Consider the following 17,418-nt stretch of genomic DNA (forward strand, 5'->3'; position numbering starts at 1 on the left):
TCTCTATATACTTAAGCGATCAACTTAAGGATGTGGTGTGAATGGCTGTTATCCAGGTCGAACATGTTCGAAAAAGCTTTGGAAATAAGGATGCATTGGGAGATGTGTCTTTTTCGATTCCGAAAGGAGAAATTTTTGGTTTTCTCGGTCCGAGCGGTTCAGGGAAAACAACATTAATAAAGATTCTAACTGCGCAGTTAAATCCGACAAGTGGACAGGCAAGTGTATTTAATCAGCCAGCAGAGATGATGCATCAGTCTGCACAAAGGATGCGCTTTGGCATATTGACCGATAACAGCGGTCTATATGAGAGATTATCGATAGAGGAAAATCTAGAGCTATTTCGCCAATTATATGGGCTTCCTAAATCTTCGATCGACAAGGTGCTGCAGTTTGTTAACTTAAGCGGAGAGCGCAAAAAGAAAGTCCATCGCTTATCGAAAGGGATGCGTCAGCGTGTCATGCTGGCATGCGCGATTATCCATGAGCCTGAGCTTTTATTTTTAGATGAGCCTACCTCGGCTTTAGATCCAGTAAACTCCGCACATATTCATAAAGGCTTGCGCTACTTAAATGAGAAAGGAACGACGATTTTTTTAACTACGCATGATATGGCTGAGGCAGAATTGCTATGTAATCGTGTAGCGATTTTGTATCGTGGACAAATCCAAACCCTCGGCTCGCCGAGGGAGCTAAAAAAACTGCACCGGGATAACGTCGTTCGTGTTGAATTAATCAATGGAGAAGCATACGAGCTTCCGATCACTGAGGGAACGGCTAATCAAATTGCCGATTGGATGAAGCGCGGGTTAATTGATCGACTGGCCACGAAAGAGCCAAGCCTAGGTGATATTTTTATTCAAATGACAGGAAGTGAGTTGCTATGAGTATCTCATTGAAACGTGCCAGGGCGATATTTGTGAAGGATTACAAAGAGTTTTCACGTAACTATGCGATATCTATTTGTTTGATTGTTCCCATTCTCTTCGCCTTTCTATTTCGTAGTGCAGGCCCTTCTCTGCCTGGAGCAATCGGTTTTCTTCTTAATATTTCGCTTGTGTTGCTAACGTGTTTAGTACAAGCATGCTTGATCGCGGAAGAAAAGGAACGCAACACTTTACGAACATTAATGATGACTCCTGCCACGACCATGGATGTTTTAATCGGTAAAAGCGCTTTAGTCTTTGTGATGTCTGCTGTCGCTCTGGCTATTGCTACATATATATTGGGCTATGAGCCAGCTAGTCTGTGGGCGGTTATGGCGGCAGTCATTCTTTCGATTATTCTATACATCGCCGTCGGGACGATATGCGGCTTATTCTCCAAGACGGTGCTTGAAGCCTCATTATCTATCATTCCTGCAGCGCTGATATTTACTGCGCCTCCAGTTGCACCGTTGCTATTTGGCGATTATCCGATTCTCAAATTGCTGGATTATACGCCAAGCATTCAACTTGTGCAGTTGCTGGAGCTGCGCACAGGCTTTACGACGGTAGACTTATTAAAGCCCCTCCTCATTATTTTGGCATGGACGGTTGTATTTACGATTGTATCTGTTGTTTTGTATCAACGACGGTTAAAGGATGAGTAATAGAATCGTGTATTTCTACCGAGGGGAGATCTAATTCCGATGAGTATAGCCGTCAAGCTGATGCAAAAATTCAAAGACAGCGTTGCCCAAAATAAGCTGAATGTCTATCAAGACAAAGTAGAGCTCATCCGAAAACGGAATTTGGTAGCATGGAACGATGGGCAGCTGCAAACGGAATCTCTCCGGTTGAAAAAGGAAGCAATCTCGGGTACGTCTTTGGACGAGCTGCTTGTCGATGCCTATGCGCTAATCTGCGAGGCAGCGAAGAGAAAGCTCGGTTTACAGCCTTATGATGTCCAGATCATGGCCGCCATTGCTCTGCACGAGAGACTTCTGGTCGAGCAGCATACCGGTGAAGGAAAAACACTCTCTGCTGTTATGCCTGCTTATCTAAATGCGCTGACCGGCGAAGGCGTTCATGTGCTGACTTTCAACGATTATTTGGCAAAGCGAGACGCGGATTGGATGGGCCCAATTTATCGTTTTCTCGGGTTATCGGTAAACTCGGTTCAAACGGGTATGAGCCTGCTCGAGAAACGGGAAGCGTATGCCAAGGATATAACTTATGTTACGGCTAAAGAGGCGGGATTTGATTATTTGCGCGACACGATTGCACTAGACGTAGCCGATACCGTACATCGTCCTTTCCGCTACGTCATCGTTGACGAAGCGGATTCACTGCTTCTCGACGAAGCGCGGGTCCCGCTAGTCATCGCCGGCGAGTCGGATTTTTCGAGCAACGACGGCATTCATTTTGCAGATGTCGCTCGGCAGCTCAATCCACTTGAGCATTACGACTTCGACGAGTCCAAGCGGAACGCTTATTTGAATGAAGCTGGCTCAGCAAAAGTGGAATCACTGCTTGGATGCGGCAATTTGTACGAAAGTCATAATAGCCATTTGTTATCGTCATTAAATTGCGCGCTGCATGTGGAAGTGCTATTAAAAAGAGACGTCGATTACATCGTACGGGACGAGAAAATCGAGCTAATCGACGAATATACCGGACGCGTGGCGGAGAACAGGCATTTGCCGGACGGGCTGCAAGCCGCGCTTACGGCCAAAGAAGGGCTCCAGTCAAAATCCGGAGGGAAAATTCTCGGGACGATTACCCTTCAACACTTCCTTAGCTTATATCCGAAGGCTTGCGGAATGACGGCTACTGCGCACACTTCCGCAATAGAATTTGATGATATTTATGAGCTGCAGGTCGTGCAAATCCCTCCGAACCGGCCAAACATCCGGATTGACCATCCGCTCCGGATTTATACCCATAAAGCGGCCAAACTTAAGGCGCTTGTACAAGAAATCTCGTCCGTCCATGCGACGGGACGTCCGATTCTCATTGGTACGTCAAGTGTCGAGGAGTCTGACCTGCTGGCGGAGGCGCTAGCGGTCGCCAACGTGCCTTGCCAAGTTCTGAATGCAAAAAACGACGCGAAAGAAGCCGAGATCATCGCTAAAGCGGGAGAAATCAGCGCCGTGACGGTGTCTACGAATATGGCCGGACGAGGCGTCGACATTCGGCTCGGCGGCGGCAACCCCACGCAAGCAGAAATTGTCGCCAAGCTGGGCGGGTTGTACGTGATTGGTACACATGTGAACGAAAGCCTGCGGATCGATAACCAGCTGCGCGGTCGTTCCGGCCGTCAAGGCGATCCGGGTTCTTCCGTATTTTTCGTAAGCTTGGAGGACGAGTTGTTGCTTCAGTTCGGCATCGATAAATGGGTTCGCGGTCTTAGGCAAGATGAGATGCTTGTTGAGCCAGCAATCCTCAGCAAAATCTCGCATATTCAACGCGTTGCTATGGCCCAAAACTTCCAGATCCGCAAGGAACTGAATGGTTATTCGGATATGGTGGAGGATCAGAGGCGAATTCTATACGAGGAGCGGCTCGAGATTTTGAAAGGCGAGCAGCCGATGAGTCCTTCGGAGCAGCGGGTGCGGCTTTTTTATATCGACGAGATCTGGGCTGACCATCTGGCATATGTTTCTTACGTTCGCGAAGGCATCCACTTAGAGAGCCTTGCTAGCCGCAATCCCATCGACGAATTCCATATGCAAATCACCCAAGCATACGAGCAAATTCCGGCTAAAATAAATAGTGAGTCGGCGAATATGCTTGTAAGGCTCGCAGGCTCCAATGATCCTGCGAAGTGGGAAGAGTTCGGTCTGAGGAGCCCTACTTCCACTCGGACTTATATTATCAATGATCAATACCTCGAGAACCAGCGCAGCTCATGGACTCCACTGACTGTATTGGCCTATTATCTTCGCAAGTTTCTTAGACCGGTATTCGGGTGGGAGAAATATTAGTATAGACCGACTATGATCTGCGCATATAAAAGGACACTGCCTCTTGCGAGGCAATGTCCGCTCATGCTGCAGCCTATTCTTCTTTGTAGTCCGCGCTTGTATCAATGCCAATCGTTTTCGTTTCCTGAATCCAGTTAACGCCAATGTTAAAAGCTTGAGCCACGTCTCTGAGTTTAAAGTAGTTGTTGCCGTTGATTTTGTACGCTACAAACGTCACTTCTTTACCGTCCAAGAAAATGGTCGAGGAAGTCTCGGCTGCCTTTTGAGGTGTTGAACTTTCGGATAAGGCGAGCTCATTACCGACAGGCGTATACTTGGTAGCGGATTTCAAACTGATTGCGTTTGCTTTGGAATCCCAATCCACAGCGAAGCTTTTCTCTGATCCGTTTAACGCCATTGCCAAGTCGCGCAGCTTAAAGTAGTTGTTGCCATTTATATTATACGCTTCAAATACCACTTCTTTACCGTTCACCACTACCTTCGCGGATGCCGGCTTGGCCATCAGCGACTCCGTTTCCTTACTTGTATCGACAGGCTGTTTGCCGTCGACGACAAGCAGCAGGATCGGCTTGTTATCCGACCTGTTCTCGCCTTTGAAGGCAGGAAAAATGCCGTACTCTACCGGATCCGTCAACGTGACCGAATTATTCACGATCTCTACGTACTCCAGACTTTCTTCATCTTCCCATTTAGCAACCCAAGTCTCTTCAGTCAACAGTTCCCCTTCGAATGTAATCTTAACCGGAGCCTGTACAACGTACATCGTCTCGCCATATCCAACGTCCTCGATCTGACGTGTCTCGATAATATTGCTAATCTTTACTTTTGCTCCGCTTACCGTCTCAAACGTTCGTTCCCCTGCCGCTAGTGCCGTCAACGAGGCCGCGATCATTACGATCAAAGACAGGATTGTTACTGCAGTTGTGCGCTTCCAGCTTTTTAACATGTACAACTCTCCTATTCTATGTATCAAATATTCGCTAGCTTCACCTAAATTAAGAAGCAATGCCTATTTTACACCATATTTTACTATCAATCAATTGAAATGTGAGTCTATTGAATCATGACAATAATCCTATTAAAGTTTAAAAGGAAGTATTATATAGTTCCTAAGCTTCACTAGCATGACGGAGATGCTTCAAGGCTATGCCAAATTGCAGCTTGTTAATCGTTTAATGATCGCTCACTTTATCCCGATTATCTTTGCCAATAAACCATTTGGCACAAAAAAAGGCTGCAACAGTCTGCCTCTCAGCAGCCTGTTGCAGCCCTTATACCTCGTTCGATGCAACAACAATCCTAATATCTAGCATGCAAATAAAACCAGTTAACGCTACCATAGTTGCCCTGGAATTGGGCTTGTACGACTACAGGACTAGAGTAAGGATTAGAAGCAATTGGAGTACAGCAATAAAGATCGGGACTATAGATTATAGCGCTTCCGCTGGCGTCAAGCGTGACGGTAACTTCAGAACCGTAGACAGGTTCGCGTTGCCCTGCAGGTCCTTTGTACATCAAAGTGACAGTCGCCTGAGTATTCGGTTGTCCCGAAATAGACACTTCATAGTAATATTTTGAGTGATTGATTTGCCCATACCTAGTCTCTTGTGATTCCGCAGTATACGCGGCAGAGGCCGAGCTGGAGAAGGCTAGCATAGCGATGAGGACTAATACTATTACTTTTTTCATTATTTCACCCCCTCTCTGCGATGTTTAATCGTAAAGAAGTCAGCGCTCTCTATGATGAAAAAAATAGTAAATCAAATACATTATACAAAATAATATAAAATAAGGGAACCTAAAGCCCAAAAAAGGACTGCAGCAGGTTGCATTCTCACAACCTGTCACAGCCCCCAAACCCGCGTCAACGCATTTCGGCACCTCTGAACAAAACAAAAGAGTACATCTCCACATAAGCGATGTACTCCGAAAAATACATATTTTCCCCCATCTACGCCTTACAAAACTTTATAATTCGCTAACTCATTGGTTTAGAGTACGAGAGAATAAGGAACACATTTGGCATCCTATCAATTTGAGGAGAAAACACCAAAAACAGACCGACGAGAGAGAATAGAAATTTATTCACACGCCAGTCAAATATAATATCAAACAACAACTAGCAAGTCTCTAGGTAAAACCTAAACCAACTTTAGTCGGCAGTCAGCGTTAATCTATTGATAAATAGTTAAATACATTTCCTACATTTAGTATATTCACATTTGTATTAATAGTATGCTTATCTGAGAGAAGAAGCAATGACTCTTTTACCATTTTTGAATTCCATTCGGGCTTGTTTTGCTTAATTACCGCACAAATCGATGCTACTATCGGGGTTGCAGCAGAAGAGCCTCTAAACCAAGCTATATGATCTTCTGACTTTCTCCCTGTTGTCATTAAGTATTCGCCTGGGGCAAAAATATTTGTTGGTTCTATATTTGTATAGCTTGTAGGGTTATTGTTTTTATCTAAAGCAGAAACTGCAATAACATCATCAAATCTTGCAGGGTAATCATTGATATTCTTCCCGTCATTCCCCGATGAAGCAACGATAACTATCCCTTTTGAAAGAGCGTTATTAATAGCAAATTCTACTTCGGAACTGTAGTCTGGACTTCCTTGACTAATATTAATTACTTCTACCCCATGTGCCACTGCAAGATTAATAGCTCTTGCCATTTGGTTATGACTCATTCCAGCATCTGAGCCTGTTTGTATTGAAATTATTTCAACATTAGGTAAGTATCCTCCAGGAGTTTGAACTCCATCCCCATTTGTCGCAATTATGCCAGCAACCATGGTTCCATGTAAATTACTTGCCCATTTTTCCGAGTTACTATCTAGTGGGATATTTTGTATTTTTTGATTAATTAAATATATATTTGTAGTATAAACACCACTATCTATTATTCCAATGACACTAGAACTAGCATGCAGAGGAAAGCGATTTATTCCATTAATATTTTCAAGAGGCCAACCATAAAGTACTTTTCTTATCATACATTAATCACCTAATTAATTTTCAAAAATCAACTCATCTTCCTCGTTAAAACCTTGTATTTGGCTTAGGCCACCGCTATTGTCTGTATCAACATAAGCATAACTATTAGAATCAAATTTATAAACTTTTACTAGCGTGCCATTAAAAAAAGATAACAATATAGAACTAATCACTGGGTTATTAATTTGTCCTCCAATCATTCGAACTTCACTATCATTATTTGTAATAGATAGTTGAATACGGGTAACTGGGATTTTCTCATCTATTTCTCCGTATGCGAGTTTTCTCACAGTCGTTCCTTCACTATCATTAAAAGAAACAATACCTTCAAACTTTGTACCAGATGAAAAGAATGTAAAGTAAGAAAACAAACCTAATTCTGTATCCTTTGAATATACAATTTCAGGTAATTTCACTTCTGAATTTAATTGAGATATTAACTCTTTATGTATAGTTTGCTCTATATTATTATCCATACCATTACTGTCGATTGGTTCTTTAATTGAATTCGAGCAAGAGACCAGGAATAATAAGACCAATATAGCAGCAGCAAGATGTGCATTTTTCATATAGACAAATCCCCTTGTCACAAGTAATGTAATTACTACTTTCGTCTAAAAAGACTCGTTCGACTTGTTTTACATTTATAATTTTCAATAAAACGCAACCAATACCCTGTCGAACCTAAATCAATAGAGCGATATCACATGGAGTCTCTCTTCGGATATGATCTCAAGTAAAAGATTACGACTAGAGATAGCTTCATATAATGACCTATTTATTCCCAAAAGCCCGTAAAACTACTCCTTATATTGAAAAAAGGTCTCCCAGATTTTCCTTAGGAGACCTAAGCAGTTACAAATCTACTCTGTTTGTATTGGATGGATTTCTAATCTTGATGTTGTTCCGTTTATGCATACCTAATTTCTGTAGTTCGTTCAATATGTCGAACTGTCCACCTATAATCTGCTAAGTATCCTGGAAAAGGAGGATTTATCCAGACGATACACCTCGAAGTCATGAATGCCGCTGAATCGCACAATTCAAAACTTCATCTACTTTCAACTTGAGTCAGCCGCATGCTCTAACCAAAGTCACCACTTCAATCCATTTCTATAAAAATGAGAGCGTCTTAAAAATCGTGTCCGCCTTGATGAAGTACCAACTGAGGCGATTCTATTATTTTTGTGTATTCATTAATGGGAGCGCATTCATCATTGAATCAATATTATTACTTATAATATCCTGCTGCTGCATGTACTAAATCAAATGGAAATACTCTATAATTTACATACTGCGTCCTTATATGAAACGCCTAATGTCATCAGGTCACTAATCTTCTCTTCTATCGATAAACTCTTCCTCTCCTCAACAGGCTTAACTAAAGGAGATTGGCTGGAAGTGCTGGAAGCAAAAATTGTTCCCGTATAGACTGTCGAGACAAACAAACAGATTACGCATAACAATAGCTTTCTCAATAAATCTCATCCCTTCATCCATAATTTTAAAAAAATTTTCTTTTACCCATTGGCTTCCGCAGATTATTTATTGGTTCAATTATACCATCGCCATAAGATATTGTAATGGTTGAGCTTTTTTACTATTTGGATAATTAAAATAAATGCGGAAATCTTTTTAGTTGAGTATGAACTTTCAGTAAACAATTATTCGAGATGAAATAAAGAATGTTGAAGAGAACTTATCTGTATTCGTTGGGACAGATAGTGCAAGAATTTCCTTTTGTTACTAAACTTGTGTTATCCTGCTCAATTAATAACCTTTCTTAACATCCCATAATGTTATTATAGGATGACAAAAGCCATTAGCATCACCACCAAGTAATATTTTTATTAACATCTTTATTATTCCATATTTAGTAGATGTTGAACGTGCAAAGTTGTTTAGTATTTTCCGAAAGATTGTTTGCGGGTTTCAATATTTAGTTCATTCATATATCTACAAGCCACGTCGTTATGTAATAATTGACTCGCTTTATAAGTTTGTACTTGGTTGTGAAGCGGTACTAGTTGCTATGTAACAAACAAGGGAGATAGTTATTTAAAATATAAAAAAACTACCTTCATTGTATATCGTTGCTGAACACCCACTTTGAAATGAACTTTCAGAGAACGAGAGTTGTTACCTTGTAATTTTAACTCCATCCAAGTGCTTGCTCCAAGTTACATTAGCCGAATATACTACTCTACTTCTATAGAATATCCAGAACGTTAGGCGTTGCTAAGCTGACATAGCCGCAGGAGACGATGATTTCCTCTTTCTTCGGCAGAGATGCGAAGCGCTCGCGGAGCTGTTCCAGCAACTTCCATGAGCCGTCATCGAGCAGCGCGTCCTTCCAGAAGTAGTGGGACGCACCCGAAATATGCTGCGACCGGATCGAATAGCGCTCCAGGCCAGTATATGGTGCGTCATCACGTGTATCCACCAACTTCGCACGGCTCGGCGTCAACCAATTGTTTCTGTTACTTCCTCTCAGGAAACCCATTACGATCAGAGATTAACGCTCATCGGTGGATAAGTCGTTGGACTGGAAGATCGATTCCTTGGAGGCTCAAGTCAGTACATTGACAAAAAATCAATACTAAACACTAGCAAACGGTCAATGTCTGAATAAACTTTATAACGCGCTAGCCCATATAATGCTTCCCCCCAGCATAAAGAGCAAGCAAAATACGACCACACTGTTCCAGATCGTCATTTTCACTAACGTGCGTCTGATCATACGGGAACGACGGAAACTTCAAACTGCGTACCGATATCTCCTGCGAAAACAATAGATCCTCCCGCAGGCAACGCAACCTGATCCTTGTCTTCAATGATACTGAAGTAGATGCATTTGGCATTCGCATCATAGACGGCGAAGGAGGCGTTCGAGGGCATGCTCACCTTAACGTTTTTGCCCGCGTCTTTCTCGCTTATCGTATACCACTCGGCGAATCCGCTCTCTGGAATGGTAATGATTGACTTCGTAGCGACATTCAAGGGCTTTACATAATCCTCACTCACTAAGATCATTCCACGTTGTTCCAGATACTCAACGCCTTCCTCCGTAAAAAAAGTTAAACCTGAGAGATCCCGTCCATTCACTCCCGGAATTTGCAATTCGGAGATTGCCGTATTGGGGCCTGTTATACGTTTATCCAAAACATACCCCCGCAATTGTTTGGACACATTCAATTGATAGGACATCTGCACCAAATAAACGAACGACGTATACTTCTCATTCAGCAAATAATACCTTTTGCCATCGCGCCTACTCCATGCCTCTGTTACCTCTGACGGAAGAGCCCCAGGCTGAAGCTTCTCGGCAGAGTACATAGAATAGGCTGTCTGCCCAAGGCCCGGCAGCGAAGAATATGAGTTAACCTGGAAATAGGTGCGGCCGTTCTCCTCCGTTACGAAGCTGGCCCTCACACTTCCGTCCCCACTCCGGAACGTGCCGTCCGACGTATATCTATAGGACTGGGCCTGATTATTGGTCGGCTGCTCCGGAGTGACCGACATAAGGCCGCTTTCCGTAATATTAATATTCATCGTTGCATCGGACGAGCCATAGATCCCCGCATACTGGAGCATGGACTTCGGCATATCGGCCTTTACCGGCACGCCATACGACTTCTCAGTCTTGAACTCGGCTATTGTCCCTTTCTCCTTCAGCGCCTGAAGCAGGATCTCGTTCGCCAGAAGCTGGTTGTATACGCCGGATCCGCCAGAAGAGACGACAGCTGCCGCTATATCCTGCTGGGGAAGCACAACGAGTGACGCTTGATAGAGAATCGTGGCCCCGCCTTTGGCCAGCGCCTTCATCCCATATTCGCTGAAGGGATACAGATTAACACTGTCCCAGCCAAGACCGTATTCTATTGAGTTATCCGCATCATCAGGCCACAAAGACGTCTTGTATTCGTTCTGGGTCATGGCTTCAGCTGATTGGCCGGCCAATATTTGTACTGCTCCCCCTGTAAATAGTTGCGAGAATCGAACCAAGTCCTCTGCAGTGGAATAGATGCCCCCAGATCCTATTGTGTTGGTTGTTTGGTTGGGAAGTTGTCCGGTATAGGCAGGATAATAGAGTCCCGCCATCTCGGCCGTATTCGGAGAATCGAGCGGCGTCACCGTATGGGTCATACCAAGAGGCTCCGTAATATATCGATGGATATAAGAGGTAAAGTCCATACCGCTGACATACTCGACCAGAATCTCAGCCAGCGTAAATCCGTCATTGCAGTATACCGAGAATGCGCCCGGGTCCGCCTTCAAGGTCTGTCCGGCCAGTTGCGTCAGAAGTATGTCGTGGGCGTAAGTATCGTTATCTTCGAATAGATAGATATTTGTCGCCGATGTTCCGTTCAGACCGGAAGAGTGATTTAACAGCATACGCGGCGTAATCTGCTTATAACGCTCATCTTTCATCGTAAACTCGGGGATATACTGGACGACCGGCGTATCGAGATCGATTTTCCCCAGGTCGACCAACTGCATGACGGCAACCGTGGTGAATATTTTGCTGACCGAGCCTGTCCCATACATCGTGTCTTTCGTGAGCGGCCTCTGTCCTTGCTCATCATTCTTCCCAGTTTGGCCAGACACGACAATATGGCCTTGATCGATAATGGCGTACTGCACACTGTTCGTGTCGTATACTTTCGTGAGAAGCTCAGCCTTCTCCCTTGCAACTTTCCGGGTTTCTTCGTAGTTGATCGCAGCTTCATTCGGATCGGTCACCTCGGACGTATTCGGCGCCATCGTCGAATTCTGCGTCTCTACTGGTGTATTGACTCCATCACAAGAGGTTAGCAGAAAACAGAAAGCTAGTAATATCAGGAAGGTCAAGCGAGTATTCTTAAACACCTGTCGTAGAAAGCTCATGCTTTGTATCCCCCTTACTTATATTTAGGTGGATTATAATGGATAGACCTTTGATTTTCCTTTGAAAAACGATTACATCTTGAGTTTGTAGCCTAAGCCTCGTACCTTTTGAATACGCATGCCAGGGTAACTCGTTTATTGCCTCTTTGTTGACTTCAAAGCATAAAAAAACATCGCCGGGGCGCTTTGGCCACATGGCGATGTATTCAAAATTTATATCCTATTATCTATCTGTCTACGCTTCAGCCGGTCCGAACACCGGGGCTAGCCGGGAATTGGATAGTTGTTCGCTTAGGCCAAAATATTCGCAGAAATTCATGATCATCGGGTTCCATTTGGACGGATCAACATAATTCGGATGCTCTTTCATCGTCAAATGTTGTGCAACGTGAATTTTCCCAATACGGACCTCCAAGGCAACTAGCGAGCTTGGCTCTTCGAAAGGGTGTATCTTGACGAGCTTCGCCTCCAAGTGAATGGGACATTGTTGCACCCGAGGCGCCATGACCTCCCGGGATGGTAGAGGGGTCAATTTCGACACCCCGAATTTATCCGCTTCGAATCGATAACCCCTTGCTGCCTTAGATTCCGGGACCGGGTTTCGTCCGGTTAGTAGGGTGAGACGTTCGATCGCCGGGATCAAGTCGATGGACGGTAAGTTCAGCACGCATTCTCCCTCTCTTATCATATTCCGAGCAGTCTGCGATTTGTGGCTTAGCCCGAGCATGCAAGATCGATTCAACCACCAGGCCGATGACACAGGCGCCAAGTTTGGAGTTCCATCTTCATTTATCGTACTGATCAGCACAACAGATGAGCCAAAATAAAGGATTTTAGGTTTGATTTCAACATGCGTTGTTATACTCATAACGCTCATTCCTCCTCCAGATGATCATGTGCACCCAATGTAGCACAGATAGGGAGGCAATTATACGAATTGGGAATAGGATAGCAAGAACGCAAAATAGAGCTGTACAATATATCATGCTTCAAACGGAATGGCTGCTGATTTGAGATTTACATACTGTAATTGTCTTTCGACTTCCCAAATAACCACCGGATTCTCGCTAACCCCAGTCCCAATAATCCATCTTCTGTGCCAGTACCCCGATCAGATTTCCTTCATCCAAGCCGAGATAACCCCCAATCCGGAAGGAGTGAGGTACATCGGAATAAGGATAGGTAATCAAGGACATCCGCCCAGATTGCTCCGTCCCGTGCTTATCAGTCAGGCGAATGTCTATCTGATAGCTATAAATCGTATTTCTTTGCCCAGTCAATGGATTTTTCACCACGTCTCTCGTTGCCCAAATACCGCCCTCCCGCTGAAGCCGATACCCCAACCGCGTAAACTCCTCCATTCCTTGGACAAAACGTTCTTTACTGTAGGCGACAAACGCCTCATATGTCATGCCCTCATAAATGGCCCGCTGCGCTTCAGAAAGTCCCCGTTCGAGGGATAAGTCATGCTGCAGATCTGCATATTCCTGCTCCATGTTAAAATAATCAAACGCAGACGCATGGTTGCCCTTTTCCAGTTCATCAATAAATCGCATTGCCTGATAATGATCATAGGCATTGCGAAAGGACAGCCCCTCGCCTGTGGCCTCGTTCAGTCCCAGCCAACTGGCAGGCACAATTACTATCAGCAATAGAAGTACCCACAGCACCCTGCGTCTACGCAAGCGCTGCATAATCTTTACTGCCTGCCGGTCCCTCTCAAGTGGTGAAATGGGTAAGCCCGCTCCAATCAGAGCGCCAGGATCGCCGTGGTCAATATGACTGCCATGATCACCATCTTCTTCCTGACCATCAGTCTCGCGGTACGCCCCCTTCTCACTTCCCTGCGGGAATTTCGCCATAATTACCGTATCATTAGCGCTCTCCTGCACCATACGTTCGCACAAGCTGCGGCATGCAGGACAGGTCTTGAGATGCTCTTCGACCATGCGATGACTCTGTGGTGTACATTCGCGCTCAACATATAGGGGCAGCAAATCGTGCACAATGCCGCAAACACTCTCGTTATCCAGATTTTGCTTCATTCCTCCACCTCCATTTGCTGAATAAGGCGTTTCTTCGCCCGAGAGTATGTAATTTTAGCCCAGCCTTCCGTTCTACCAAATAACTCAGCAATCTCGCGGAATTTCAGCTCACCAAACACGCGCAGAGTGAATACCTCCTTGTAGGGCTCAGGCATGCCGTGCAGCACGCGATGTAGCGCTGTTGCCTGTTCCCTCTTCACAAGCCCGGCAGCAAATTCACCGCGGTTGTGAGGAGTAGCGTCCACCTCTTTTTGCTGCATCCGTTGCAGTTGGCTGCTGCGCTGTTCCCTGCTTCCGCGCTTGCTTGCATTCAAGTACAAATTACGGGCAATTTGACATAACCAGGTATATAAGGAGCTGTCGCCTCTAAATCTTCCGATATGCAAGAATGCACGATAAAAAGTCTCCTGCGTTAGCTCCTCCGCCTGGTCCCAATCCCCTGTCAACGACAGCACATAACGGAAAACCTGATCTGCGTACGCTTTATAGACATCAGCAAAGCTTTCCAGCCCGTCCCCTCCCTTCTGTCCGCTACCTATTAGACAACGAAGCACCTAAAAGGATACAACCTTTTCCAACAAATTTTAGCATAAGCAACATGCACAACATGGGCAACTAGCAATAACAGAACCTGCGCGGCAGAACGGTCAAAGCCCTCAAATTTTTCACCATATTATACTAGTCCTCGGTCAGATTCCGCTGACCAAGGTCGGACCTATGCCCGGTTGGGAGGTACCCGAAAATATTTTCAGAAGGTGAGCGTTGACAACCTGTTGACTTCGACGACATTAAGCACCACGCAAAGAAGTACATCGCCACACGAGCGATGTACTCCAATTCAGTTACTACTATGCTGACTAAGCCTTCTCCTCTTCCCCCACCGCAATCGGATTCTCGCTATACGAGATCCAATCACTCCAGCTCCCCGCATACAGCTTCACATTCTCGTAGCCCGCTTCGCGGAGCGCCAGAACGTTAGGCGTTGCCGAGATGCCGGAGCCACAATAGACGATGATTTCCTCTTCCTTCGGCAGATTCGCGAAGTGCTCGCGGAGCTGCTCCGGCGACTTCCAGGAGCCATCATCGAGCAGCGCATCCTTCCAGAAATAATGGAGCGCACCCGGAATATGTCCCGCGACCGGATCGAACGGCGCCTCCAGGCCAGCGTATTGCGCGGCGTCACGCGAGTCCACCAGCTTCACGCCGCTCTGGCCGCTTCCAGAGGATGCTGTGCGCACCTCGTCTACACCGACGAGCCAGTCGGCTTGAACCACCAGCACGAATTTGCGCGGCTCTGAATCAACAGACACCTCCGTCGTTACCTCTCCGCCAGCAGCCGTCCAAGCAGAATAACCGCCGTCCAGCACCTGCACGCGCTCCGCGCCCAAGTAATGAAGCAACCACCACAGTCTCGAAGCCGCTGGACCGTTGCCATCTTCATAAGCAACGACAGCCGTATCGCGATCGATGCCGAGCGACCCGAACAAGGAAGCCAGCTCCTCTGGTGAAGGCAGCGGACTGCGTCCACCATGCTCCTCTGCCGGGCGGGTCAAGTCCGCCTTGAAGTCTATAAAGTGCGCGCCAGGCAGATGCCCCTTCACATAAGCCTCGCGTCCATAAGAAGATTCCTTGGGATTAAATCGTACGTCCAGAAGCACGATCCGCTCTCCGCTATTGAGCCTTACCTTCAATTGTTCTACACTCACTACGTTAGACGACATTACCCTTCACGCTCCTCTTCCATTCTAAAATTAGATCGTAAATTCCAGACTGTCCTGCGACTTCACATCATGAATAGCCGCGTATATATCATTCTGTATCTTGAGCAGCTCCACATCGTCGCGCTTGCGCGGACGCGGCTTCGACACTTGGAAGATTTTATTAATCCGTCCCGGCCTTGGGGAGAGCAATACGACCCGATCGCCCAGAAATACCGCTTCCGATACGTCATGCGTAACGAACACCACCGTCTTCTTCTCTGTAGCCCAAATCTTCAGCAAATCATCTTGCAGCTGCAGCCTCGTCAGATGGTCGACCGCGCCGAACGGTTCATCCATAAGCAGCACCTCGGGACTGTTCGCAAGCGCCCGCGCGATCCCCGCCCGCTGCTTCATGCCGCCCGACAGATGATGAGGATACTTGTGCTCGAATCCGCCCAGTCCGACCAGATCAAGATAACGCTGCGCCGCTTCCCGGCGATCATTCTTCGAGACGCCTCGAAATTCGAGTCCCAGCTCTACATTCTTGTATATCGTTCTCCATGGGTATAACGATGGATCCTGGAACACCACGCCCCGCTCAATCCCCGGTCCCTTCAGCTTTTCCCCGCCAAACCAGACTTCGCCGGAGGTGGGCAGCTGGAGTCCGGCCAAAATTTCGAGCAGCGTGCTTTTGCCGCAACCGCTTGGCCCAAGAATGCTGAGAAACTCTCCGTCCTCAATCGTCAGATGAATGTCGGAGAGCGTCTCTGTCGGAGTCGCTCCCCCGTATACCTTCGATACGCCGCGGATAGAGAAAGCCTCCATACGATCACCCCGCTTACGCTTATTTTTTCGGAATAAAGCTTAAATCCAGCAAGTCTTTAATGTCATAAATTTGATCCTGGAAGCCGAGATCGACTTGAACCTGCTGCGTATCCTGCAGCGCATCCAAATTCACATCCGGGTTGTTCTCCCATAGCACATTCTCTCGCTCGAACGCCTTGTCTACCACGGCCGCGTCCACCTTCACATTTTTGAGGAAATAGGCCTTATACTCATCCTGATTGCTCTTCGCATATTCTTGCGACTTGAAATAAGCGCGCAGCAGCTTCTCTACAAGCTCCGGATGCTTCTCGATAAAATCATTGCGGGACACCAGAACACCTGTATGGAAGGTCGGCAGGTAATCCCAGCCCTTCGCAAGAATGGTGCCTGTTCCCTCGATCTCTGCAAGCGATGCGAATGGCTCGTGAATGATCGTGGCATCAACCTGGCCAGAAGTAAGGCTGGCATACGCCGCTTCGTTCACCCCGTTAGCCAGATAAGTGACATCTTCCTTGCTTAGGCCATGCTTGTTCAGAATCGTCTGGGTGTATACGTCGAGACCGCTGCCCAGCACTGCAGCTCCAATGCTCTTGCCCTTCAGGTCTTCTACGCTCTCGATCCCTGGCCTTGCGATCAGGTAGAACGGGCCTTTCGTGCGGAACATCGACGAGACGATCTTCAGCGGCGCCCCCTTGCCGGCTGCGACGATGACATTCGTCGTGGCACTGTCGGCAATATCGATGTCCTTGCTCGTCAGAGCTTCAATCGGATTCTGTGTCGTAATTAGCTCAACGTCCAGCCCCTCTTCCTTGAAGAAGCCTTTCTCTATGCCGAATCTTACGGCAAGACCGCTCACCCCGTTGAATGGTGAATATCTGATCTTCTGAAGCTCCGTTGTTTCTCCTCCCGATGCCGCATCTGTCGGAGTTGCACCGCCCGAAGCCGCAGGGGTTGCCCCAGGCGAGTTATTGCTGCCGCCGCAGCCTGCGAGCACAAGCGCAAGCGACATGGTGATGATTCCAGTTCCTATCCATTTTCTCTTCCACATGATGA

At 46.3% G+C, this 17,418-nt stretch carries 15 protein-coding genes; 3 read left to right on the forward strand and 12 right to left on the reverse strand.

Features of this window, described 5'->3' with window-relative positions; genetic code table 11:
* Positions 1-41: 41 nt before the first annotated feature.
* Genes ACFVSO_RS04155 through ACFVSO_RS04165 form a run of 3 tightly spaced genes read left to right on the forward strand, consistent with a single transcriptional unit; the run spans position 42 to position 3,907 of the window.
* A complete protein-coding gene (locus ACFVSO_RS04155) occupies positions 42-887 on the forward strand; it encodes an ABC transporter ATP-binding protein (RefSeq protein ID WP_387470374.1) in 846 nt (281 codons plus the stop codon).
* Positions 884-1,591 (forward strand): ABC transporter permease subunit, encoded by a 708-nt coding sequence (locus tag ACFVSO_RS04160; RefSeq protein WP_387470375.1) that lies wholly within the window; start codon positions 884-886, stop codon positions 1,589-1,591. The genes ACFVSO_RS04155 and ACFVSO_RS04160 overlap by 4 nt, the downstream gene beginning before the upstream one ends.
* A gap of 39 nt (positions 1,592-1,630) precedes the next feature.
* On the forward strand, positions 1,631-3,907 hold the full coding sequence (locus ACFVSO_RS04165) for a preprotein translocase subunit SecA (protein ID WP_387470377.1): 2,277 nt from the start codon (positions 1,631-1,633) through the stop codon (positions 3,905-3,907).
* 73 nt (positions 3,908-3,980) lie between these two features.
* Here the strand turns inward: ACFVSO_RS04165 and ACFVSO_RS04170 are convergent, their stop codons facing one another.
* The 12 genes from ACFVSO_RS04170 to ACFVSO_RS04225 all read right to left on the reverse strand — a co-directional run bounded on the left by ACFVSO_RS04170 (position 3,981) and on the right by ACFVSO_RS04225 (position 17,413).
* On the reverse strand, positions 3,981-4,853 hold the full coding sequence (locus ACFVSO_RS04170) for a stalk domain-containing protein (protein ID WP_387470379.1): 873 nt from the start codon (positions 4,851-4,853) through the stop codon (positions 3,981-3,983).
* A 353-nt stretch (positions 4,854-5,206) separates the two neighbouring features.
* Positions 5,207-5,596 carry a hypothetical protein gene (locus tag ACFVSO_RS04175; protein WP_387470381.1) on the reverse strand — a complete coding sequence of 130 codons (390 nt, stop codon included), beginning with the start codon at positions 5,594-5,596 and terminating at the stop codon, positions 5,207-5,209.
* A 480-nt stretch (positions 5,597-6,076) separates the two neighbouring features.
* Positions 6,077-6,907 carry a S8 family peptidase gene (locus ACFVSO_RS04180; protein WP_387470383.1) on the reverse strand — a complete coding sequence of 277 codons (831 nt, stop codon included), beginning with the start codon at positions 6,905-6,907 and terminating at the stop codon, positions 6,077-6,079.
* Positions 6,908-6,922: 15 nt separating this feature from the next.
* Complete coding sequence (locus ACFVSO_RS04185) at positions 6,923-7,477, reverse strand: hypothetical protein (RefSeq protein ID WP_387470385.1); 555 nt, start codon at positions 7,475-7,477, stop codon at positions 6,923-6,925.
* A gap of 1,640 nt (positions 7,478-9,117) precedes the next feature.
* Positions 9,118-9,351 carry a hypothetical protein gene (locus tag ACFVSO_RS04190; RefSeq protein ID WP_387470387.1) on the reverse strand — a complete coding sequence of 78 codons (234 nt, stop codon included), beginning with the start codon at positions 9,349-9,351 and terminating at the stop codon, positions 9,118-9,120.
* A gap of 293 nt (positions 9,352-9,644) precedes the next feature.
* Positions 9,645-11,672: a serine hydrolase domain-containing protein gene (locus ACFVSO_RS04195; protein WP_387470557.1), complete on the reverse strand. Its 2,028-nt coding sequence runs from the start codon at positions 11,670-11,672 to the stop codon at positions 9,645-9,647.
* A gap of 358 nt (positions 11,673-12,030) precedes the next feature.
* Entirely contained in the window at positions 12,031-12,663 is a 633-nt protein-coding gene (locus tag ACFVSO_RS04200; RefSeq protein WP_387470389.1) for a flavin reductase family protein, read from the reverse strand.
* A 199-nt stretch (positions 12,664-12,862) separates the two neighbouring features.
* A complete protein-coding gene (locus tag ACFVSO_RS04205) occupies positions 12,863-13,840 on the reverse strand; it encodes a zf-HC2 domain-containing protein (RefSeq protein ID WP_387470391.1) in 978 nt (325 codons plus the stop codon).
* The gene (locus ACFVSO_RS04210) at positions 13,837-14,394 is read right to left on the reverse strand and encodes an RNA polymerase sigma factor (RefSeq protein WP_387470393.1); all 558 of its coding nucleotides are present in this window, start codon (positions 14,392-14,394) and stop codon (positions 13,837-13,839) included. Before ACFVSO_RS04210 ends, ACFVSO_RS04205 begins: the two co-directional genes overlap by 4 nt.
* 303 nt (positions 14,395-14,697) lie before the next feature.
* Positions 14,698-15,561, reverse strand: coding sequence for a sulfurtransferase (locus ACFVSO_RS04215; protein WP_387470395.1), 864 nt, complete (start codon positions 15,559-15,561; stop codon positions 14,698-14,700).
* Positions 15,562-15,591: 30 nt separating this feature from the next.
* A complete protein-coding gene (locus ACFVSO_RS04220; RefSeq protein WP_387470397.1) occupies positions 15,592-16,365 on the reverse strand; it encodes an ABC transporter ATP-binding protein in 774 nt (257 codons plus the stop codon).
* A 19-nt stretch (positions 16,366-16,384) separates the two neighbouring features.
* Positions 16,385-17,413 (reverse strand): ABC transporter substrate-binding protein, encoded by a 1,029-nt coding sequence (locus ACFVSO_RS04225; protein ID WP_387470399.1) that lies wholly within the window; start codon positions 17,411-17,413, stop codon positions 16,385-16,387.
* Positions 17,414-17,418 lie beyond the last annotated feature (5 nt).

This window comes from Paenibacillus sp. NPDC057967, assembly GCF_042887015.1.
In the GTDB taxonomy this organism is placed as follows: Bacteria; Bacillota; Bacilli; order Paenibacillales; family Paenibacillaceae; genus Pristimantibacillus.